This window comes from Salinicola halophilus (assembly GCF_003206155.1).
GTDB lineage: Bacteria > Pseudomonadota > Gammaproteobacteria > Pseudomonadales > Halomonadaceae > Salinicola > Salinicola halophilus.
The window spans coordinates 300841-322250 of sequence record NZ_PZJV01000006.1 but is presented as its reverse complement, the minus strand read 5'-3'; the positions used below and the strand labels follow the sequence as shown (position 1 = coordinate 322250).

Below are 21410 nucleotides of genomic sequence, written 5' to 3'. Positions count from 1 at the left end.
GGTTATGGTGAGGCTTTATCCCGCCGAGAGCCCGCCCGTGACCGTCGCCTCCCGCTGCACTCGCTCCACACGTATCTCCTTTCCGCCAGCGCGTCTGCGCATCGCGCGTCGTCGATCGGCGATGCCGAAACGCGCGCTTGCGCTGATGCTGACGCTCGCGTCGGCCTTGCTGCTTACCACGACGCCGGTCATCGCCGAGACGATTCCGGTCACTTTCCCGTCGCACGTGCCGCAAGGGTCGATGGTGGTCGGCCGCGTGCCGCCGGGCAGCGATGTTCGGGTAGACGGCCGCACCCTGCGGGTCACCGATTACGGCACCGTGGTGTTCGGGATAGGCCGCGACGCCGACGGCGCTCAGCGCGTCGCGGTCACCCCGCCCGGCGGGCCGGCGCAGACGGTAGCGATCGACATCACTCCCCGCGACTGGCCCATCGAACGGATCGATGGCGTGCCGCCGAAGACCGTCTCCCCGCCGCCGGAGATCGCCGCCCGCATCCAGCGCGAGCAGGCAGCGGTCAGCGCCGAACGAAGCCGCAACGACGAGCGCGTCGGCTTCGCCGAGTCGTTCGTCTGGCCGGTCGAGGGGCGCATCAGCGGACGTTTCGGCAATCAGCGGATCTACAACGGTACGCCGGGCTCGGCGCACTCGGGAATGGACATCGCCGCCGCCACCGGTACGCCGGTGAAGGCGCCCGCCGGCGGCGTGATCACCTTCGCCGACGATCTCTACCTTACCGGTGGCACCGTGCTGCTCGATCACGGTTATGGCATCAGCTCCAATTTCCTGCACCTGTCACGCATCGATGTCGCCGTGGGCGACAGCGTCGAACAGGGCGAGGTGATCGGACTCGTGGGGGCTACCGGCCGCGCCACCGGGCCGCACCTGCACTGGGGCATGAACTGGTTCGACACCCGGATCGATCCGCTGCTGGTACTCGAACGGGGGGAGTAGCGCGCCACTGCGCTGCGGTCAGTTCGGCCGCGAGCCAAGCATGGCGGGCGGCAGAGCATGGCGGGTGTCAGCGCATGGCAGGACGTCAGGCGTCCTCGTTGTCGCGGCGCCAGTAGCCGGTGACCAGGTGCTGTCCCTTGTGCAGCCGGAATTCCTGCTTGAGCCGGCGGCGCAGGGCGTGGGTCGGTTCCGCCTCGCCGGAGAACCAGACGAAAAGGTCGTCGCACACCGCCGGCATCGCCGCGATCACGGCCTCGGCGATGCGCTCGCTGGGCGCCCACTCGCCCTGACGATGACACCAGGTGACGCGACAGTGATCGGGTATCGTCAGTTCGAGCTCGTCCGCCGGCGTCTCCACCTCGATCCACGCCTCGACCCGGGCACTTGCAGGCAGCGTCTCCAGCAGCCGAGCGATGGCCGGCAGCGCGGTCTCGTCGCCGCCGATCAGATAGTGGGACGCCTGTGTCACGCCGCGCCCGAAGGGGCCGGCCATGCCGCAGAGATCGCCGGGGCGGGCGCGGCGGGCGAAGTTGCCACCGGGCCCCGGCGCTTCGTGAAGGAGAAAGTCGATCTCGACTTCACCACGGGCGAGATCCAACCGGCGAACGGTGTAATAGCGAACTTCGGCGCGCTTTTCCGCCGGCGGCCAATGGGTACCGCCGGCCGCGGTGGGGCGCGGCCACTGCGGCTCGGCAAGCCCTTCCGGAGGCAGGTGCAGGCGCACGTGCCACTCTTCGGGATGGTCGAAGCGCGCCAGATCTTCTCCCGTCAGCGTCAGTCGACGCATGCTCGGCGAGATATCCTCGACGCGGGTGACGCGCATCTCGCGGAAGTTGGCGAAGGTGGGGGCGGCAACGACATCGCCGTGCCAGTGCAGCGGAAGCGCGTTGTCGCCGGCGAACAGCGTCACGTAGTGCTCGATCACCGCGCGCTGCGTCTCCAATCCGTCCCGCGACGCCGCCTCGGCCTTCATGTGCAGCCCGACCCGACTCTTCTTGAACGTGGCCTCGCCGCCGGGCAGCTCGATGGCGATGCGTTCGCCGTCATCGCGATATTCGACGTCGTACTCGTCCAGAAAGGCTCTCAGGCGCGATTGAAAATCATTGGCATCGGTGAGCGTCAGTGTGGCGTCGCAGCTGAGTGCAGTCATGGTCTCGATTCGTTCAGCGAAGTGGGGCGAGCGGGGCGGCAGAGAAGCCGAAATCACAGCCTATCAGAAATGAGGGAATGAGAAAGTCTCTCAAGACGACGTGAACCGGCCCTCGAAACGACGATGCCTCCGACCGTCGAAACGGGCGGAGGCATCGGTGTCAGGCGCGGCTCATGAATCAGCGCGCCTTCTGCATGACCGGGAACGAGCGAGCCGTCTCGGTTCAGGCAGTCGCTTCAGCGTAGCGACGGTTCACTTCGTCCCAGTTGATCACGTCATAGAATGCCGCGATGTAGTCTGGACGCTTGTTCTGATACTTCAGATAGTAAGCGTGCTCCCAGACGTCCAGACCCAGCACCGGCGTGTTGCCTTCCATCAGCGGGCTGTCCTGGTTCAGGGTGTTGATCACCTTGAGCTTTTTGTCCGGGGTGACCACCAGCCAGGCCCAGCCGCTACCGAAACGCCCGGTAGCCGCCTTCTTGAACTCCTCTTTGAAGTTCTCGTAGCCGCCGAGTTCGCTCTCGATCGCTTCACCGATCTTGCCAGTCGGCTCGCCGCCGCCGTCCTTGGACATGACGGTCCAGAACAGCGAATGGTTAGCGTGACCGCCGCCGTTGTTGATGACGGCCTGGCGCTTGTCCTGCGGTACCTTGTCGATGTCGGCCATCAGCTTGTCGACCGGCACGTCTTCGAGCCCGGTACCTTCGAGCGCGGCGTTCAGGTTGTTGACGTAGGTCTGATGGTGACGCGTGTGATGGATCTCCATCGTCATCGCATCGATCTTGGGTTCGAGGGCGTCGTAGGCGTAGGGCAGCGACGGTAGATTATGAGCCATGATCAAAACTCCCTTTCATGGAGGAGACGTTTCCCGATACGGGCGCCTCGCGGGTGAATCAAAATAGTGAGCGGCGCTTTCGAGTGTCAAGCCGAAAGGCGCGTACAGCACCGCCGCTCTTTCACGTATCACCTTGATACCAGAACGCTTTTTCGATCCTTCGATCGCCGAGTCAACGACGAACCGAACCGCCACAGCGTCTGGCCGTTCTAGTCTAGATGGCGCGTGTGACGACCGCTTTCAACCCTTCGGAACGAATTCGTCTCATGGCGACCGGTCGCCGGGTTCAGCGCCCGTGCTCCAGCTTACGGTTGGCAGCCGTCTCGGGGTCGCGGTAGTAGCGATCCCACAGCATGACGCCGCCGGCGACGCCGCCGGGGAGCAACAGCAGATTGAGCACGGGCACCCAGGTCGCCAGCGACATCAGCCCGCCGTAGGTGAGCGTCGGCCACCAGCGCGAGCGCAGTCGTCGGCGCATGTCACCGAAGCCCACGGCGTTGTTGTCCATGGGGTAGTCGAGATACTGGATCGCCATCATCCAGGCGGAGAAGAGCGCCCACAGAAAGGGGGTGAAGACGTTGAGGCCGGGCACGAAACCGAGCACGAAGAGCAGTGCCATGCGCGGCAGCAGGTAGCCCAGCTTGACCAGCTCGCGGCCGAGCGCATCGACCCCGGTCTTGATCCAGCCCCGCTCGTCGGCGGGCGGGCGGCCGGTCAAACGCGTTTCGACTTTCTCGGCCAGAAAACCGTAGAACGGCGCGGCGATGAGATTGGAGACCAGCGTGAAGGTAAAGAAGACGATCAGTACCAGCCCGATGACCAGCAGCGGCCAGATGAGCCACTCCAGCCAGTCGAGCCAGCTCGGCACCTGCGCCATGCCGTAATCGAGCCAGCCTCCGAAGTTCTGGACGAGATAGTAGATCGTGGTGACGTAGAGCAGCAGATTGACCAGCACCGGACCGATGACGAAGCGCCGGAGCCCGGGTTCGAGTACCAGCCGCGTGCCGCGGCCGATCGCCTGAAGGGAGTAGATCATGTCGATTGCGCCGACCCGAGAGTGTATTGCGAGAGCGACAAGCTAACACAGTCGGGTCAGGACGAGGCGAGCGGCGTCTCGCGCGCGATCGAGCGACGCTTTGGCGGGACTCAGGCGCGTCCGGATCGGCTGGTATCGCCCTCGTTGAGCGCGTCCAGCGACGTGTGGCGGATATCCTGGCCCTTGACCAGGTAGATCACGTGCTCGGCGAGGTTGTCGGCGTGATCGCCGATCCGCTCGAGCGCCCGCAGCACGGTCATCACGCTGAGCACGCCGCCGATGGAGCGTGAGTCTTCCATCATCACCGTCGCCAGCGAGCGCATGGCGGTGGTGTATTCGCTGTCCACCGCGGCGTCCTCCTGCACCACCTTGAAGGCGAGATCGGTATCGAAGCGGGCGAAGGCGGTCAGCGAGTCGCGCAGCATGTGGCGCACGTGCTCGCTGATGTGGCGAATCTCGACGCTGCCCTGGGGGATGCGGCCGGCGTCGATCAGATCGAGCGCGTTGCGGGCGATCTTGTTGGCCTCGTCCCCCATCCGCTCGAGGTCATTGGTGGCGCGGATCACCGCGATCACCAGCCGCAGGTCGGAGGCGGCCGGCTGGCGCCGCGCGAGGATACGGGTGCACTCCTCGTCGATCTTGAGCTGCATGTCGTTGACACTGGTGTCGTTGTCACGCACGCGGGTCGCCAGCTTGCCGTCACCGTCGAGCAGTGCCGTCACGGATTCCTGCAGCTGGCGCTCGACCAGCCCGCCCATGGCCATCAGCTGGGTCTTGATCGCTTCGAGATCCTGATTGAACTGCTGCGAGATGTGCTGACTGTGGGTATCGCTGGTGATATCCATGAAAACTCCGGCGGCTGGACGATAGTCCCTGATGGTCACGAGTACCTGAGGGTCACGAGTACCTGAGGGTCATAGCGCCCGCTAAACGAAGACGCACGACGACGCTCAACGGGAGAGCATGTCACTACGATATTGCAAAAGCATGACGGCGGCGACACGGCCATTGCAGCACCGTTGGGCGTGCGGCACCGATCGGTGCGTGCGTCCGCGCGCACGCACGCCGCTCATAGCGGCGTCAGATTGGCGAACCCGAGTACCAGCCACTTGTCGCCCTCGCCCTCGAAGCTCACGTGAACCCGCGCTCGTGGGCCTTCGCCTTCGGCGTCGAGGATCACCCCCTCACCGAAGAGCGGGTGGCTGACGCGCTGACCCAGCGACAGCGAGGGCAGATCGCCATTCGCCTCGATGCTGGACTGGCGGGGGCCGCCGACGCTGGGCCGCGAGGCGACGGGTCGCGAGACCTGACCCCGCAGGCGAACCTCCTCGAGCAGCGCTTCGGGCACTTCGCGCAGAAAGCGCGACGGCCGCGCCATCGTCTCGCGACCGTGGAGGCGGCGGATCTCGGCGTAGGTGAGGTAGAGTTTGCGCATCGCCCGGGTCATGCCGACGTAGCAGAGCCTGCGCTCCTCCTCGAGACGGCCCGGCTCCTCCAGCGACATCTTGTGCGGAAAGAGCCCCTCTTCGATGCCGGCGACGAAGACCACCGGAAACTCCAGCCCCTTGGCGGAGTGCAGCGTCATCATCTGCACGCACTCCTCGAACTCGTCGCCCTCGTGATCGCCGGCGTTGAGCGCCGCCTCGGCGAGGAACGGCTCCAGCGCGGCGGCGCCCTCGCCGGCCTCCTGCAGCTCGAACGGGTTGCCCTGCATGAAGGCGCGGGCGGCGTTGACCAGCTCCTCCAGGTTCTCGACCCGGGCCTGGCCCTTTTCGCCCTTCTCGCTGCGGTGATGCTCGACCAGCCCCGTGACGGTGATGACGTGATCGATGATCTCGTGCAGCGACATGCCGGCGGTGTCGTTGTCGAGCCGCTCGATCAGCTCGGCAAAGGCGTTCACCGCATTGCCGGCGCGCCCCTTCAGCGAGGCGTCGCTGAGGCTGTCGTGCAGCGCCTGCCACAGCGAGACGTTGGTGTCGCGAGCGCGACCGCGCAGGATCTCCACCGTGCGCGTACCGATGCCGCGAGCGGGCACGTTGATCACCCGTTCGAGCGAGGCATCGTCTTCCCGGTTGAGCAGCAGCCGCAGATAGGCGAGCGCGTTCTTGATCTCGAGTCGCTCGTAGAAGCGCTGACCACCGTAGATGCGATACGGCACGCCGCTGCGGATCAGTGCCTCCTCGATCACCCGCGACTGGGCGTTGGAGCGATAGAGCACCGCCATTTCGCGTCGAGAGAATCCGTTGCGGCTCTGCTCGGCAATGGTGTCGACGATGAAGCGCGCCTCGTCGAGGTCGTTGAAGCCGGCGTAGACGGAGATCTTGTCGCCGGCGTCACCCTCGGTCCAGAGCTCCTTGCCCATGCGCCCGCTGTTGTTGCTGATCAGCGCGTTGGCGGCGTCGAGAATCACGCTGGTAGAGCGGTAGTTCTGCTCCAGACGCACGGTCTGGGTATCGTGAAATTCGCTCTCGAAGCGGCGAATGTTCTCCACCTTGGCGCCGCGCCAGCCGTAGATCGACTGGTCATCGTCGCCCACCACCGTCATGCAGGCGCGATTGTCCTCCTCCTCGGCACCGGCGAGCAGCTTGAGCCAGGCGTACTGCAGCGTGTTGGTATCCTGGAACTCGTCGACCAGGATGTGCCCGAAGCGTTCGCGGTAGTGCTTGAGCAGCGCCGGCGTGTCGCGCAAAAGCTCGAGGCTTCGCAGCAAGAGCTCGCCGAAATCGACCAGCCCGCCGCGCTCGCAGGTGAGCTGATAGAGCTCATACAGCTCGACCATCTTCGCCAGATAGGCATCGCCGTGGGTCGTCACCTGCTGCGGACGCAGCCCCTCTTCCTTGCAGCCGCCGATGAAGTACTGCACCTGCTTGGGCGGATAGCGCTCGTCGTCGACGTTGTGGTCACGCAGCAGCCGTTTGACCAGGCGCAGCTGGTCGTCGCTGTCGATGATCTGGAAGTGCTGCGGCAGCCGCGCATCGTGCCAGTGGGTGCGCAGCAACCGATGCGCGATGGAGTGGAACGTCCCCACCCACATGTTGCGCAGTGACGCCCCCTGCAACGCCTCCAGGCGAGTGCGCATCTCCCGCGCCGCCTTGTTGGTGAAGGTCACCGCCAGAATGGCATAGGGCGAGACGCCTTCGGCCTGCATCAGCCAGGCGATGCGATGGACCAGCACCCGGGTCTTGCCGGAGCCGGCGCCGGCGAGCACCAGCATGTTGCCGGGGGGCGCGGCGACCGCCTCGCGCTGGTTGGCGTTGAGGGAGTCGATGAGTGCCGAGACGTCGTCCATGGAGAGCTGCGAGACCTGCGGGTTGGGGAGCTAAAACGCACTGAGGTTGAAAGGCGCCGGGCTGGAAACCACGGGCACTCGAACGTTCGAGCGCTAGAAATTCCGGAAGCGAGAAAGCACGAGCGCTAAAAACATGAGACCAGCTTAACATGGCCGGCCTACCCCCTCCTCCGCCGCGCCCGGTGAAGCGCTCCGAGGCGGAAGAGAGAGCGATGACGACGCCATGAAGAAGGCGTCGCGATGGCGAACGCCGTTCAGCGCTTGTTGTGGGCGGCGTCCTCGGCGGCGGCGCGAATGGCCGCATCCTGGGGGCGCTCCACGTCGGAGGGGCGCTGCGAGCCGGCGGCCTGCTTGTCGTCGTCGAGTGCCTCCCCTGTCGAAGCGGAGGGCTTGCCCTTCGCCGTGCCGCTCGACTGGGAGGTCGACTCGCCCCCGCCTGCGCGCGTGTCCTCGTGGGCGGCGCTCTCCCACGGCGACTGGGTGCGCGGCTCGCTTTTCGTCTCGGCGCGGGTCGCCGGGGAAGCGGTCTTCGACGCGGGGCTCGACTCACCCGCCTTGGCGGCCTGCGTCGATGAACTGCCGGTAGTGGCGCGATCGTCTTTCATCTTGTGGCTCTCTCGAGAGGCGGTCTTGTCGTCGTCGGTCCCGCGCGGCGAGCGCTCGGCGTCGCTGTCGGAGGCGGAGGATTCGGGCGGCTGCTGGGTGATCGCCTCCGGCTTGGGCGGCGGCGTGATCACGGTTTCGTGATGCATGTCCGCGAGCTTCTCAGCCCCCTGCGACACGTGGTGATACATCTCGCGATAGTCCTCGACCATTCGCGACATGGTGGCCGAAACCTGCTCGAAATGTTCGCGAACGTCGTCCTTGTACTCCTTGTGCTCGCTGTTGAGCTTGCGCATCGGTTCGGTGTTGTGACCGCCAAGCTTGGTGCCCAGCCAGTAGCCGAGGAGAACCCCCGCGACGCCCACCGCGACCACGATCGCGATCCACTCTCCCACGCCCATACTCTCCATCGTTCACTCCCTGATTACTCTGTCTGTTTCGGTGAGGTCCGCCTCGGTGGAATCCGACCGCGCGAAAGCCATACCGTATCGACGTTTGATGCTCGAAACCTCGCTGGCTGAAAACCGCCACTGTCGACTCACGCACTGACCGGCATTTGCCGGCGCCGGATGCGGTGGGGGCGGTTGATGACATTCGTGATACCGCGAGACCCGAACCGTACCTAAGCATAGGTCAGCGTCCGGATGCCAGCCTGGCACCCTGGTGCCAACGCCCCTTCCCTGGCCGCCTGTACCAACCGCGTCGGATGACGGACCCCGGTATCGGTGCAGAAGTTCCCGATACGCCGATCGGGCCGTCGGCGGCTCAATGAAAATCGCGGCTACTAGGGTCGATCCCGTCGAGCAGCCCGCTCATATCCACGAGGCGTCGAGCGATGACGTGATGCACGCCGCTCTGGCACTCGTGACGTCCGATGACTTTCAGCAGAGTCGCCTCGAGCAGGAGACGCCGGTAGCGCGCGGCGAGATGCGGCCACACCACCACGTTGACCAGGCCGAATTCGTCCTCGAGGGTCAGGAAAGTCACGCCCTTGGCGGAGCCGGGCCGCTGACGGCCGATCACCAGGCCTGCCACGGCGACGTTGACGTCGGAGGCGAGCGTCTTCAGCCGCTGCGTATCCACCGCACCGCCGAGCCCGCGCGCCTCGCCCCTGCGGCTCGCGTCTCTGAGCAGCGTCATCGGGTGCGGGCCGAGCGTGGTGCCGAGGGTGGCGTAGTCCGCCTTCACCGCCTCGCCCGGCTCGATCGCGGGGAGCGCGACGGCCTCCTCGTCGATCTCGAGCTCGGCGAACAGTGGCTTTTGCGCCTCGATCCCCGCGACCGCCCAGCGCGCCAGGTGACGATCACCGACCACGCCTTCCAGCGCCCCGGCGTCGGCGAGCATCGACAGCACCGCGCGTTTGACGCCTGACCGCGCCGCCAGCTGCCCGAGAGTGTCGAAACCAGAGGTGTCGAAACCAGAGGTGTCGGAACCAGAGGTGTCGAAATCGAAGCTATCGCCGCCGGGGGCCTGGCACACGGCGAGCAGTGCCCGGGCGTCCGTCTCGGCGAGCCCCTTGATCATGTGCAGACCGAGGCGGATCGCCAGTTCCCCGGTACTCTCGACCGAGGGTTCCAGCGTGCTCTCCCACTGACTCATGCGAATGTCGACCGGGCGCACCTCGACGCCGTGGCGGCGCGCGTCCTGCAGCACCTGATCCGGGGTATAGAAGCCCATCGGCCAGCTGTTGATCAGCGCACAGGCGAAGATCGCCTGGTGATGACACTTGAGCCAGCAGCTGGCGTAGGTGAGCAGCGCGAAGCTCGCCGCGTGGGACTCGGGAAAGCCGTAGCTGCCGAACCCTTTGATCTGCTCGAAGATGCGCTCGGCGAACGCCGATTCGTAGCCGCGCTCGCGCATCCCCTCGACGATCCGCGTGCGGTGGTGTTCGAGCCCGCCGTGGCGTTTCCAGGCCGCCATCGAGCGGCGCAGCTGATCCGCCTCGCCGGCACTGTAGCCGGCGGCCTCGATCGCCAGCGCCATCACCTGCTCCTGGAACAGCGGCACGCCGAGGGTGCGCTCGAAGACGTTTCTGAACGCCGGCGAGGGGAACGTCACCGCCTCCTCGCCGGAGCGCCGCTTGAGGTAAGGATGAACCATGTCCCCCTGGATCGGCCCCGGCCGCACGATCGCCACTTCGATTACCAGGTCGTAGAAGGTCGCCGGCTTCAGTCGCGGCAGCATCGCCATCTGCGCCCGCGACTCGATCTGGAACACCCCCAGGGTATCGGCGCGCTGGATCATGGCGTAGGTCGTCTCGCACTCGGCGGGAATGTCGGCGAGGCCGTAGTCGATACCGCGATAACGGCGCAGTAGATCGAGGCTTCGACGCAGCACCGTCAGCATGCCGAGCGAGAGCACGTCGACCTTCAACAGCCCCATCAGATCGAGATCGTCCTTGTCCCACTGGATCACCGTCCGCTCGGCCATGGCCGCGTTCTCTACCGGCACCAGCGTGTCGAGCGGCGTATCCGAAATGACGAAGCCGCCGGGATGCTGGGAGAGATGCCGCGGAAAACCCACCAGCGTCGCTGCCAGCGTCAGCAGCCGCTTCAGCGCCGGTTCTTCCGGCTCGAAGCCCTGTTCGCGGAGCCGGGACGCATCGGGGATCTCGTCGGTCCAGCGCCCGGCGCAGCGGGCGAGCCGGTCGATGCGCTCGGGAGCGAAGCCGAGCGCACGGCCGATGTCGCGAATGGCGCCTGCAGCATGGTAGTGGCTGACCACGGCGGTGAGCGCGGCGCGGTGACGCCCGTAGCGGCGAAAGACGTACTGGATCACCTCCTCGCGGCGCGCGTGCTCGAAGTCGACGTCGATGTCCGGCGGTTCGTCGCGCTCCTGGGAGAGGAAGCGCTCGAAGAGCATCGACATCCGCGAGGGGTCGATGGCGGTGATCCCCAGCGCATAGCAGACCGTGGAGTTCGCCGCCGAGCCGCGCCCCTGGCAGAGAATGCCCTGACCGCGGGCGAAGGCGACGATGTCGTGAACGGTGAGGAAGTAGTGCTCGTAGCGAAGCGCCTCGATCAGTGAAAGCTCGTGGGCGATCTGCGCCGATGCCTTCTCCGGCACTCCCTCGGGCCAGCGCCAGGCCGCCCCGCGCTCGGTCAGCTCGCGCAGCCAGTCGGCGGGCGTCTTCCCCGCGGGCACCACTTCGTGGGGGTAGGTGTACTCGAGCTCGCCGAGATCGAAGGTGCAGCGCGCCGCCAGGGCCGCGCTCTCGCGCATCAGCGGCGTTGGATAGAGCGCGGCCAGCGCCTCGAACTGGCGCAGATGACGCTCGCCGTTGGGGTGTAGCGTAGCCCCCGCCTCGAACACGCTGGTGCGATGGCGAATCGCGGTGAGGCAGTCCTGCAGCGCGCGGCGCCCGCGGGCGTGCATGTGCACATCGCCCGCCGCCAGCGCAGGCATTCCCAAAGCCTCTGCGGTAGCCAAGAGCCGAGCGAGACGCGTGGCGTCGTCGCAGCCATCGACGAAGCCGTAGTGCAGCTCCACCGCCAGCCACAGCCGGCCCGGGAAGTAGCCGGCGAGGCGCACGCCGGCTTCACGATCCGGCGTGTCGCCGGGCAGCCAGAGTGCGAAGAGCCCCGCACCGCCGTCGAGCTCGGCGAGATCGCTCTCCCGCAGTCGATACTCGCCCTTGGCGGCGCGGCCGCGCACGCGGGTGATCAGCCCGCAGAGCGCTTCGTAGCCACAGCGATTCTCTACCAGCAGCACCAGCCGCAGATCGTCGTCGGTGCGAAACTCGCTGCCCACCACCAGCGGCACGCCGTGGGTTTTCGACGCCTGCCAGGCACGCACGATGCCGGAAAGCGTCGCCTCGTCGGTGATTGCCAGCGCCCGGTAGCCGAGACGCGCCGCCCGGGCGAAGAGTTCGTCGGCAGTGGAAGCGCCACGCTGAAAGCTGAAGGCGGAGAGACAGTGCAGCTCGGCATAGGCGACGGACTCATGACAGGCGCCCGAAGCCGCGCCGATCGCTTTACAGGCACCCGGAGCCGTGCCGATTTCTGTACAGGCGCCCGAAGCCGCGCCGGCGGCGTCGTTGGCAGCGGCGCCGAGCGGCGGTCGGTCAGCCATGCGGCTCATCCGAACCATCCGTGGAGATACCACCCCGCATCGTCAGATCCGTGCCAGACCCAGGCGCGACGACCGTCGCGCCATTCGGCCAGGTAGTAGTCGCGGCGCACGTCGTTGCCGTCCCACCAGCCGCTCTCGATCCGTTCCGGCCCCGCCAGCAGCCGTACGATCTCCTCATCGCAGCGCGACGGCGCGGGGAGTAGCCAGCCGGGGCGGGCACGCGTCTCGGACGGGGCCGGGGCTGCGGGGCCGGCCCCGGCGAGCACCGCCGCTTCCGGGCGGTGGTCGCGGTGTTCGATCAGTCGCTTCAACGTCGGCTCGCCGAGTCGCGCCACCAGCCGCTGGCGGAGCGCATCCCACGCCTGGGACTGCCGCGCGGGACCCTCGAGCAGCTCGCGGCGGGCAGGAGTGTAGGCCGCCAGTGCCCCCGCCGTCAGCGTGAGTGCCATTACCGGGCCTTCGAGCCGCACGCGCTCCAGCTGACCCCGCGTCAGTTCGAGCAGCGTCTCGGCGTCGCGCTGTACCGCCAGCAGACCGACGTCGACGTGCTGCGCCGGATGATCCTCGAGGGTCAGCGTCAGCCGAAAGCGCTCGACGCCGGCGTCCTGACCGAGCAGAAACAGCGCCATCTCCTGCAGCAGCCGCTTGAGCGGAAAGACGAGCCCGGCGGTGGCATGCACGGGGCGGTCGAACTCGAACTCGCGGGAGAAGCGCTGTGAAGGGCGGTAGTAATCCAGCGCCAGCGGCCACTCGCCGCGAAGCTCACCGAGATGGCGCAGCAGCGCCGCACCGAAACGTCGAGAGAGCGCACTGGGCGGCAGCGCGAAGAGCTCGCCGAGGCGCTTGAGTCCGCTGCGCTTCAGCGTCTGTACGCTGTCGGCGTCGAATCCGGCGCGTCCGAGGGGGAGCTGACCCAGCGCCGCTTCCAGCCCGGCCGTGTCCACCGCCATTCCGTCGTGGCCGTTGACCAGCGCTCGCGCCGCCGCCGGGTTGGGGGCGAGTACCAGCCGATGCGAGAACCCCAGTTCGCCGAGTTCGGCACGTAACCGACCCTCCAGCCGCGACCAAGGGCCAAAGAGATTCAGGCTGCTTTCGACTTCGAAGACCAGCGCGTGGGGATAGTGCAGGCTCACCTGGGCGCTGTAGCCGTAGGCCCAGGCGGCCAGCCGTCGACGCCAGCGCGCCACGGCTTCGGGATCGTAGGGAGCGGTGGCGAGTTCGCCGCAGAGCGATTCCGCGACGCCGAGCGCCTGACCGGGCTTCACCCCGTACGCCCGAGCACCGGCGTTGGCGGCGCGCACGCGTTGACGCGGCGCCGTGCCGTCGAGCAGTGCGAACGGCGCTGCGGGATCGGCGCGCCGGCGTAGCGCGCCTTCCAGCGCCAGCCGGGGAAAGAGCAGACACGCCCAGCGCATGGCGTCACGCCCCGCCCGGCTTGGCGCCGCCGGCGCCGGCATGCTCGGGTGCGACGCGGCCGGGCCCGAGTCGCCTAAGCGCGACGGGGTCCCGTCCGACGAGATTCGAGGCGGCATCGCCTGAGACGGCAGGTTCCGACTTAGCAGAGCCCGACTTGTCAGGGCTCGACTTGCCAGCGCTCAGCCTGGCAACCCCCAACGCCGCGGGCGCGGGAGTCGATCGGCCATAGGCGATTCGCCCGACCGGAGGGCGGCCACCGCGACACTTGAGAATGTCGAGCTCGGTATCGGGGTAGAGCCGCAGCCGCAGCGATGCCGGCGATGCCTCGTCCGCCCTGGCGAGCGGTCGATGCACGAATCCCGGGGTCTCGCCGCTCGCCGCGGCGACCTGCAAACGGCGCATGACCGCGGCATCGGCCTGGGGCAGCCAAGCGACGACCGCCGCGCAGCAGCCGGCGCGCAGACACTGCTCGGCGGCCCATAGCGCTTCGCGGCCGCCGACGTCGAGCCAGTAGCAGTGCGACAGCGCCACTCCGGCGCGCCGCCACGCCGCCGGATACGGCACCCCCGGCGGCGAAATCAGCACCACCGGCCCCGCCTCCCCACCGAGCCGCGAGAGCAGTGGCCAGAGCAGCGCGAGCTCGCCGCTGCCGGCGCCGGCACTCAGCAGCTCGCTGACCCCATCCCGGGGCCAGCCGCGCCCGGGGAGCACGGCATCCAGCGCCGCATGCCCGGTGGCGAGCGTCGCCGGCCCGGTCTCGCTGGCGATCTCCTGCGCTCGCCACACGCGGCGGCTGTCGAGCAGCGTCTCAAGCCCGCTCATCGCTGCGCTCCGGCGATAGGGGACGGGCGAACAGCTGAGGTCGATTGAGAGCGATAGCGTGGCGACATGGTGGCGATCCGGAAGACTCGACGAGCGAGCAGTGTCACTCAGATCATCGATTACTGTCTATATATACAGTACTCGAGAGCCAAAAAAAGCGCCGGTCGCGGCCGGCGCTTCTTCGATCGTCGTCGCGGCTCAGTTCGGGCCGTTGCCGGATACCCGAAGCGCGCCCAGGCTCTTCTTGATCGCCTTCAACTGGCCGCTGATCTGCGGCCCGCGGTTCTTGGCGACCCCCACCGCGAGCACGTCGATGGTCAGCAGATGCGCGATACGCGAGGTCATGGGGATATAGATCTCGGTGTCCTCCTGGACGTCCACCGGCAGCGTCAGCGTCACTTCGCGGGAGAGCGGCGAGTCGCTGGGGCAGAGCCCGATCACGGTGGCCCCGGCCTTGACCGCCGTCTTGGCGCTGGAGACCAGCGCCCGGGTGCGCCCGGTCTGAGAGATCGCCACCACGACGTCGCCGGCCTTCAGCGTGGCGGCGGACATCGTCTGCATGTGCGGGTCGCTGTGGGCAGCGGACTGGATCTGCAGGCGGAAGAACTTGTGCTGGGCGTCGGCGGCAACGATCCCCGAGGCACCGTAGCCGTAGAACTCCACGCGGTTGGCCACCACCAGCGCCGCGATCGCCTGACCCAGCGCGTCATTGTCGAGGCGGTCGCGCACCTGGGCGAGGGTGTCGATGGTGCTGTCGAAGATGCCGTGGGAGAACGCCGCCACGCTCTCGCCGTCATTCACGCTGAACTGCGCGTACTGGCTGCCCTTCGCCATCATCTGGGCGAGCTTCAACTTGAACTCCTGAAAGCCCGCCATGTTCATCGCCCGGCAGAAGCGGATCACCGTGGGCTCGCTGACCTGCGCTTCGCTGGCCAGATCGGTGATCCGCATCAGAATGACCTCTTCCGGATGACGCAGCACGAAGCGTGCCACCTTCTGCTCGGAGCGGCGAAGCTGATCCATATGCACGCGTAGCTCATCGAAGAGCGAGCGGTTCATGACGAATTCTCGTGTCGCGACATGGGCGTCCTCGCGGTCGATCATGGCTATCGGGGCGCCGATTATGCCCGACTCCCGCCGGCCCGGACACGTGCGCCCCCCACCCTCGAGTATGAAAAAGCTCGCCCGTGCTCGCCTTCGGCGACGAATAAATGCCCCTTTCGCCGCTGCGTTCACACGTCTGTAAAGCGGGATATAGTATCTAGGTCGGACCCATTCGACGGAACCGAGCACGCCGGGAGATTCCATCAATGCACTCGATTGACGATCTTCACACGCTGAAAAGCGAAATCTTCGACATTTTCATGCATCTGGAAGCCGACGCTCACGAGCAGCGCAAACGCCACGCCGCCATACGCTATCTCGAGGCCCGCCGTGGCATCGAGCGCCGCCAGGAATCCCATCGGCTGTCACGAGAGATCGCCGAACTCCCTGGCTGAAAGACTTCCCCGCCTCGACCGAACGACCGAACGATATGCACTGCCAAACGCAACGACCGCGCCGGCTGACGCCGGCGCGGTCGTTTTTCGATCGGCAGTGGTGGCCCAAACGTGGCCGCTGGGCGTACCGCTGCTGCCTCAGAGGCTCGTGACGAACACCACGATCACCCCGATCGGCGCGACGAAGCGCGACACGATTCGCCAGATCACGTGACCGGTCTCGCCAAGCCCCAGCTCGCGCTTGACCCCTTCGCCCTTCAGGAACCAGCCGACGAAGACGATCGCACCAAGCCCGGTCAGCGGCAGCATGAACTTGGCGGTCAGCGTATCGAGCAGGTCGAAGACGCCGAGCCCGAACGGCGTGAAGCCCGACCAGAGGTTGAACGACAGCAGCGCCGCGATACCCAGCGTCCAGGCGGCGAGTGCTGCCACCAGCGCCGCCCCCAGGCGCGGCAGCGGCGTGCGCTCTTCCAGAAACTCGGTGACCGGCTCCAGCAGCGAGATCGCCGAGGTCAGCGCAGCAATGGTCAGCAGCGCGAAGAAGACCGTGCCGAAGAGCGCGCCTGCCGGCATGTCGGCGAAGGCGACCGGCAGCGTGGCGAAGATCAGTCCCGGTCCGGAGCCGGCGTCCTGACCGTTGGCGAAGACCACCGGGAAGATCGCCATGCCGGCGGCCAGTGCGATCACCGTATCCAGAATCACCACGGTGCGCGCCGTCTTGATCAGATCGACGTCCTGCCCGAGGTAGGAGCCGTAGGCCATCATGATGCCCATGCCCAGCGAGAGCGTGAAGAAGGCATGACCCAGCGCGGCCAGCACCACACCACCGTCGAGCTTGCTCCAGTCCGGCGAGAACATGAAGCTGGCGGCTTGGCCGAAGCCATCGGTGGTCATGCCGTAGCCGATCAGCACGACCAGGGCCACGATCAGCAGCGGCATCAGCCACTTGGCGGCCCGCTCGAGCCCGCCTTTCACACCGCAGGCGACGATGGCGAAAGTCACCACCATGAACAGCGTGTGCCAGCCGAAGAGCGTCCACGGCTGTTTCAGCAGTGCACCGAAGTAGTCGCCGATACCCACGCCCGCCGAATCACCGAGCCCGCCGGTTGCCGAGCCCCAGGTGTAGTTGAGCGACCAGCCGCCCACCACGCTGTAGAACGAGAGGATCAGAAACGAGCCCAGCACCCCGGCCAGCCCCACCAGCGCCCAGGCCGGCGAGCGGCCCGCGTCGCGGCTCACCTTGAGCATCGAGTTGATCGGATTCGACTGTCCCCGGCGGCCCACCAGCCACTCGGAGACCAGAATCGGCAGCCCGATCAGCGCGATACAGCAGAGATAGACCAGCACGAAGACCGCGCCGCCGCTCTCGCCCACCATGTAGGGAAATTTCCAGATGTTGCCAAGCCCGACCGCCGAGCCCGTCGCTGCCAGCACGAACGCCGTGCGCGACGACCACTGAGCGTGGGTATGCGTCTTGTTCGCCATTGATTCACCGTCACTATTGTGTTGTCGGAGAGTGGAGCACGCGTGCTGTCGCGCCCTCTCGCAGCCGTATCTGCGTTCTTTACCGCGGCGGATTATAACGACTCATTTTCTTGCCTTCCGCGCTGCGAGGCGAAAAAGGCATCACCTTGGAGGATCGCGCTGCCATTCATGCATTTCGTGAATTTTCTCACTACTCGAGCATCGTGACGCAGTATCTCTACCGCTCGCGCAGCCGAGTGCGAATGCCGTTTTCGCGATCCTTCAGCCCTTGATGCCATGTCCGAAGCCCACGACCTCGCCACCGAAACACCCAAAACTCTGGATCAATCGGCGAGCATGAGGGGGTGGATAATCCAAGCCATTGGCGCGCCGAATGGTGCGAGGTCGGCCCAGAGGAGCAACGAAAGACATTACGGACGGGTCTTACCGTTCCAGACGCGCCTGCAGCGCACCAGCCAGCTCGACGTAGGTCCGCGCCGCTTCTTGGGTCGGCTCGAGATGGCGGGCCACCTCACGATGCAGCCGCCGAAGCTCGTGATAGAGCGTCACCTGCGGCTGATCGATCCGCCCCGCTCGAATCAGCGGCTCCGGTAACCGAGCTGCAGACACCTCGCCCGGTACCCCATTCTCGCTATCTTGCCGCGGTAGCGCGGCTCGAGCCGCACGCTCCAGCCGAGTCCATGCCTCCAGAATGGCCGTGCGAGGGTGGCGTTCGGCAAGCTCGGTGAGCAGGCGCGTTTCCACCACCTCACCCGCTCGCACTCCGGCGAACTCGTTTCGAGCCGGCGAGAGCGAGCGTAGCCGTTCGAGGTCGTGCTCGAACTCCGCTTCGATGGGCCCGGCCCGCAGCTTCTTGATGAACGAGGCGAACTGCAGGATCTGATCCTTGAAGAGCAGCGCGAGAATCAGCGCGAACACCGGCCAGGCGAGCGATCGAACGAGACTCGAAATGAAGGTCAGCCAATCCATCGTCACTCCTCGGTTGTTCAAGCGTAGTGGGATTGGCTACCAGCACCGGCAGCCAGAGTGGCAGGTTGACGCAGGTCGCCGGGAATTTCGAGATGTGGTCGGTTATGCCTGATTCTCAACGACGCCACGGGATGAATTGGCACGCCGACTCGGCGATGAGCGCCAGGCAAACTATCAACAGCCCGTTTCAGCGATCGCTAAAACAGCGATTCCTGTCGCTCCCCCGGGAACGCGGCGAGTGACGGCAGTTCGATGCGCTCGGCGAGCTGTCGATAGAAGCTCTGAGCCAATTCCGGGGCCTGGCGATTGTCCGGCGTATGCACAAAGAGAAAAGGTCTTTTCCCCTGTTTTATCCACAGGATGAGACGTTCTATCCAGGGCGCGAAACGGGCCTGATTGATGGCATCATCGAAGTGTCCGATAAAGCGAATCACCGGGTTGACCGCCGTGGAGAGCACGTGTAACGGGACCTTGGGCTTTTCGTCCTGAGCCACAGCAAGCTTTTTGTCAAGACCCGCGGGGGTGGAGAAAAGAGCCCGAACGTCGAGCATGACGCGATTCGACTCTTGACTTATCAACAAGCGGTTGAATGCCTGCTCGGCAGCCCCTTTGTGGAAAAATTGCGGGTCTCGCACCTCGACCCCGCAGGGAATACCGCTGGGCCAGTGAGTGAACAATCGCTCCAATGCGGGCAGCTCGGCGTGGCCGAAATCCCGCGGCAGCTGGACCATCAGCGGCCCGAGCCGGTCGTGCAGCGGCGCCAGACGCTGAATGAACTGGGTGAAGTCCTCATCGATGTCGCGCAGGCGCTTGCGGTGGGTCAGCTCACCGGGCAGCTTGAAGCAGAACCGGAAGCTTGCGGGCGCCTGCTCCGACCAGGCGGCGACGGTCTCCGCCTTGGGCGCGCCGCTGTAGAAGGTGGTGTTGCCCTCTACCGCGTTGAAGACGCCGGCGTAGTCGGCAAGGTTCACGTCGCCGTGGGCGGGCAACAGGGTGCCGCGCCAGTCGGCGTTGGCCCACATCGCCATGCCGAGATAGAACGGCGGCGCGGGGTCGTCGTTCAGCGTCACTGTCAGCGCACTTTTTCGGCGTGCAGCGTCACCGTGGGCGAGACGATGTCCTGCTGCGCGGCGATCATGGCCAGTTCTCGAGTGCCGGCACGGCGGGTGTGCTCGAAGAGCATCTGCACGGCGGCGGCGGTCTGCTCCAAGGCACGCACGGGCCCCTCGTCGGTGATGCCGGCTCGCAGGCTATGGGCGAGGAACATCGCGGCGGTGAAGTCGCCGGCGCCGTTGGGCGGAATCACGAACTGAATTCGGGGCGTGGCGATCCGCCAGGCCCCGGAAGGCGCGTCGACCAGCATGCCGATATGGTCGTCCTCTTCGCCTTCGAGCTCGAGCGACGTCACCAGCACGACCTTAGGCCCCTTGGCGCGCAGCGCCCGGGTGGCGGCGAGGGCGTCTTCCAGCGTTTTCACCTCACGCCCGGCGAGAAAGCCGAGCTCGAACTGGTTGGGGGTGACGATGTCCGCCCGCGAGACGGCGTGATCGCGCATCCATTCGGGAATACCTTCGCGCACGAAGAAGCCGCGACCGACGTCGCCCATCACCGGGTCGCAGCAATAGAGCGCCTGCGGGTTGGCCTGCTTGACGCGATCGACGCTATCCAGCACGGCGCGGCCGATGCCTTCGTCGCCCATGTATCCGGAGAGCACGGCGTTCACGCTGCCGAGCCCGACGAGGGATTCGACGCCGTCGAGCACGTTTCTCAGATGCTCGGGGCTGAAGACGTCGCCGGTGAAGGCGCCATAACCGGTGTGGTTGGAGAACTGCACGGTGTTGATGGCAGTGACTTCGAGTCCCAGACGCTGGAGCGGAAACACGGCGGCGCGGTTGCCGACGTAGCCATAGGCGACGTGGCTCTGAATGGAGATAACGTGGGTCATGAAGCGCTCCTGCCGCGAAACGGGAAAACCCCCAGTGTAATGCGCGGACCGCGGAACTTGCAGCGCAAGGTCGCAGTCGATGTGATGGATGATGGGCCGGCTCGACGCCATCACACGCCGGGGATATCCTCCCGCAGGTCTTTGCGCGCCCTTCCTGTCATGGGCCGTCGTCATCGCATCACGTTCAAGGATCGAATCTGCATGCCTTCAAGCGCCTCGCTCAAGCGCCCGTCGCCGTCGTCCTCTCTTTCGCTGCTGGTCTGTGCCTTTCTGGCCCTGCTCGTGGCGGGCTGCTCCAGCGCGCCGAGGGTGGCCCCGGCGCCGAGCGGCACGCCCGAAGCGCAGGTGGAACGAACCGCGCGTCCGACCCATTGGGGCCACCTGCCGGGCTGGAACCGGGATCAGCCGATGGCGGCCTGGAGCGCCTTTCGCGAGAGCTGCTCGCGACTCGAGCGCAAGCCGCTGTGGCGCAACGTCTGCGCCGACGCCGTCCAGGTCGACCCCCTCAACGCCAGCGACATCCAGCACTTCTTCGAGAGCCGTTTCGTTCCCTACCAGGTCACCAACGACGACGGCAGCGCTACCGGGCTGATCACCGGCTACTACGAGCCGATCCTGCGCGGCTCGCGGGTGCGTGGCGGTCCCTATCAGACGCCGCTCTACCGCTATCCGCGCTACTGGAAGCGCCACACCCATGTCGGCCCCACTCGCGCGGAGTTGATGCGCAGCGGCGATCTCGACGGCACCGAACTGGTCTGGGTGGACGACCCGGTGGAGGCGGCCTACCTGCAGATTCAGGGCTCCGGGCGCATCGAAATGACCGACGGCAGCACCATGCGCGTCGCCTACGCCGGAACCAACAATCAGCCGTTCGAGTCCTTCGCCAAGCGCCTGATCGAGCGCGGCGAGATCACCCCGGCACAGGCGACGCTCGCCGGGGTACGCGACTGGGCCCGCCGCCATCCCGGTCAGGTGGAGTCGATGCTCAACGTCAATCCGCGCATGGTGTTCTTCCGCGAGCTGACCGGCAGCGAGGCGCTCGCCGATACCAGCGGGCCGGTGGGAGCACTCGGCGTGCCGCTCACCTCCGAGCGCAGCATCGCCGTCGACCCCGACGAGATCCCGCTCGGGGCGCCGGTGTTTCTCTCCACCACTCAGCCGCTCTCCGACCGTCCGCTGCAGCGACTGATGGTGGCGCAGGACACCGGCAGCGCAGTGAAAGGGGCGGTGCGCGCCGACTTCTACTGGGGTCACGGCGACGCCGCCGGCGAGGCGGCGAGCCGAATGAAGCAGCGCGGCGAGATGTGGGTACTGATGCCGAAGCCGTAGCCGACGGAC

The 21410-nt window shown here is 66.5% G+C and carries 17 protein-coding genes; 3 read left to right on the top strand and 14 right to left on the bottom strand.

Going from position 1 to position 21410, the window contains the following annotated elements:
* Positions 1-37 precede the first annotated feature (37 nt).
* Positions 38-952: a M23 family metallopeptidase gene (locus DOM33_RS13345; protein ID WP_239495365.1), complete on the top strand. Its 915-nt coding sequence runs from the start codon at positions 38-40 to the stop codon at positions 950-952.
* 85 nt (positions 953-1037) lie between these two features.
* Here the strand turns inward: DOM33_RS13345 and DOM33_RS13340 are convergent, their stop codons facing one another.
* From DOM33_RS13340 to hexR, 10 genes are all read right to left on the bottom strand, one after another.
* Entirely contained in the window at positions 1038-2102 is a 1065-nt protein-coding gene (locus DOM33_RS13340) for a siderophore-interacting protein (RefSeq protein WP_110669753.1), read from the bottom strand.
* A gap of 223 nt (positions 2103-2325) precedes the next feature.
* Positions 2326-2937, bottom strand: a complete 612-nt coding sequence (locus DOM33_RS13335; protein ID WP_110669751.1) for a superoxide dismutase — start codon at positions 2935-2937, stop codon at positions 2326-2328.
* Between the two features lie 286 nt (positions 2938-3223).
* Positions 3224-3973, bottom strand: coding sequence for a sulfate transporter CysZ (cysZ, locus tag DOM33_RS13330; protein ID WP_110669749.1), 750 nt, complete (start codon positions 3971-3973; stop codon positions 3224-3226).
* 110 nt (positions 3974-4083) lie between these two features.
* Positions 4084-4818, bottom strand: coding sequence for a phosphate signaling complex protein PhoU (gene phoU, locus DOM33_RS13325; RefSeq protein WP_110669747.1), 735 nt, complete (start codon positions 4816-4818; stop codon positions 4084-4086).
* A gap of 224 nt (positions 4819-5042) precedes the next feature.
* A complete protein-coding gene (uvrD, locus tag DOM33_RS13320) occupies positions 5043-7262 on the bottom strand; it encodes a DNA helicase II (protein WP_110669745.1) in 2220 nt (739 codons plus the stop codon).
* A 254-nt stretch (positions 7263-7516) separates the two neighbouring features.
* Complete coding sequence (locus DOM33_RS13315; RefSeq protein ID WP_110669743.1) at positions 7517-8275, bottom strand: ZapG family protein; 759 nt, start codon at positions 8273-8275, stop codon at positions 7517-7519.
* Positions 8276-8630: 355 nt separating this feature from the next.
* Positions 8631-11936: an error-prone DNA polymerase gene (locus DOM33_RS13310; RefSeq protein ID WP_110670302.1), complete on the bottom strand. Its 3306-nt coding sequence runs from the start codon at positions 11934-11936 to the stop codon at positions 8631-8633.
* 5 nt (positions 11937-11941) lie between these two features.
* Positions 11942-13351 carry a Y-family DNA polymerase gene (locus DOM33_RS13305; protein WP_110670300.1) on the bottom strand — a complete coding sequence of 470 codons (1410 nt, stop codon included), beginning with the start codon at positions 13349-13351 and terminating at the stop codon, positions 11942-11944.
* Positions 13352-13355: 4 nt separating this feature from the next.
* A complete protein-coding gene (gene imuA, locus DOM33_RS13300; RefSeq protein ID WP_110669741.1) occupies positions 13356-14174 on the bottom strand; it encodes a translesion DNA synthesis-associated protein ImuA in 819 nt (272 codons plus the stop codon).
* Between the two features lie 198 nt (positions 14175-14372).
* A complete protein-coding gene (gene hexR, locus DOM33_RS13295) occupies positions 14373-15233 on the bottom strand; it encodes a transcriptional regulator HexR (protein WP_110670298.1) in 861 nt (286 codons plus the stop codon).
* Positions 15234-15484: 251 nt separating this feature from the next.
* On the opposite strand from hexR, the gene DOM33_RS13290 reads away from it, so the two are divergent.
* The gene (locus DOM33_RS13290; RefSeq protein WP_110669738.1) at positions 15485-15673 is read left to right on the top strand and encodes a PA3496 family putative envelope integrity protein; all 189 of its coding nucleotides are present in this window, start codon (positions 15485-15487) and stop codon (positions 15671-15673) included.
* 138 nt (positions 15674-15811) lie between these two features.
* On the opposite strand, the gene DOM33_RS13285 is transcribed toward DOM33_RS13290, so the two are convergent.
* The 4 genes from DOM33_RS13285 to pdxY form a co-directional block, all read right to left on the bottom strand.
* Positions 15812-17158 (bottom strand): sodium-dependent transporter, encoded by a 1347-nt coding sequence (locus DOM33_RS13285; protein ID WP_110669736.1) that lies wholly within the window; start codon positions 17156-17158, stop codon positions 15812-15814.
* Positions 17159-17581: 423 nt separating this feature from the next.
* A complete protein-coding gene (locus DOM33_RS13280; protein ID WP_110669733.1) occupies positions 17582-18127 on the bottom strand; it encodes a hypothetical protein in 546 nt (181 codons plus the stop codon).
* Between the two features lie 197 nt (positions 18128-18324).
* Positions 18325-19155 (bottom strand): DUF72 domain-containing protein, encoded by an 831-nt coding sequence (locus DOM33_RS13275; RefSeq protein WP_110670296.1) that lies wholly within the window; start codon positions 19153-19155, stop codon positions 18325-18327.
* A gap of 44 nt (positions 19156-19199) precedes the next feature.
* Positions 19200-20072, bottom strand: coding sequence for a pyridoxal kinase PdxY (gene pdxY, locus DOM33_RS13270; protein ID WP_110669730.1), 873 nt, complete (start codon positions 20070-20072; stop codon positions 19200-19202).
* A gap of 201 nt (positions 20073-20273) precedes the next feature.
* Here pdxY and mltA point away from each other — a divergent pair, with 201 nt between their 5' ends.
* Complete coding sequence (gene mltA / locus DOM33_RS13265) at positions 20274-21401, top strand: murein transglycosylase A (protein ID WP_110670294.1); 1128 nt, start codon at positions 20274-20276, stop codon at positions 21399-21401.
* The last annotated feature ends 9 nt before the right edge of the window (positions 21402-21410 follow it).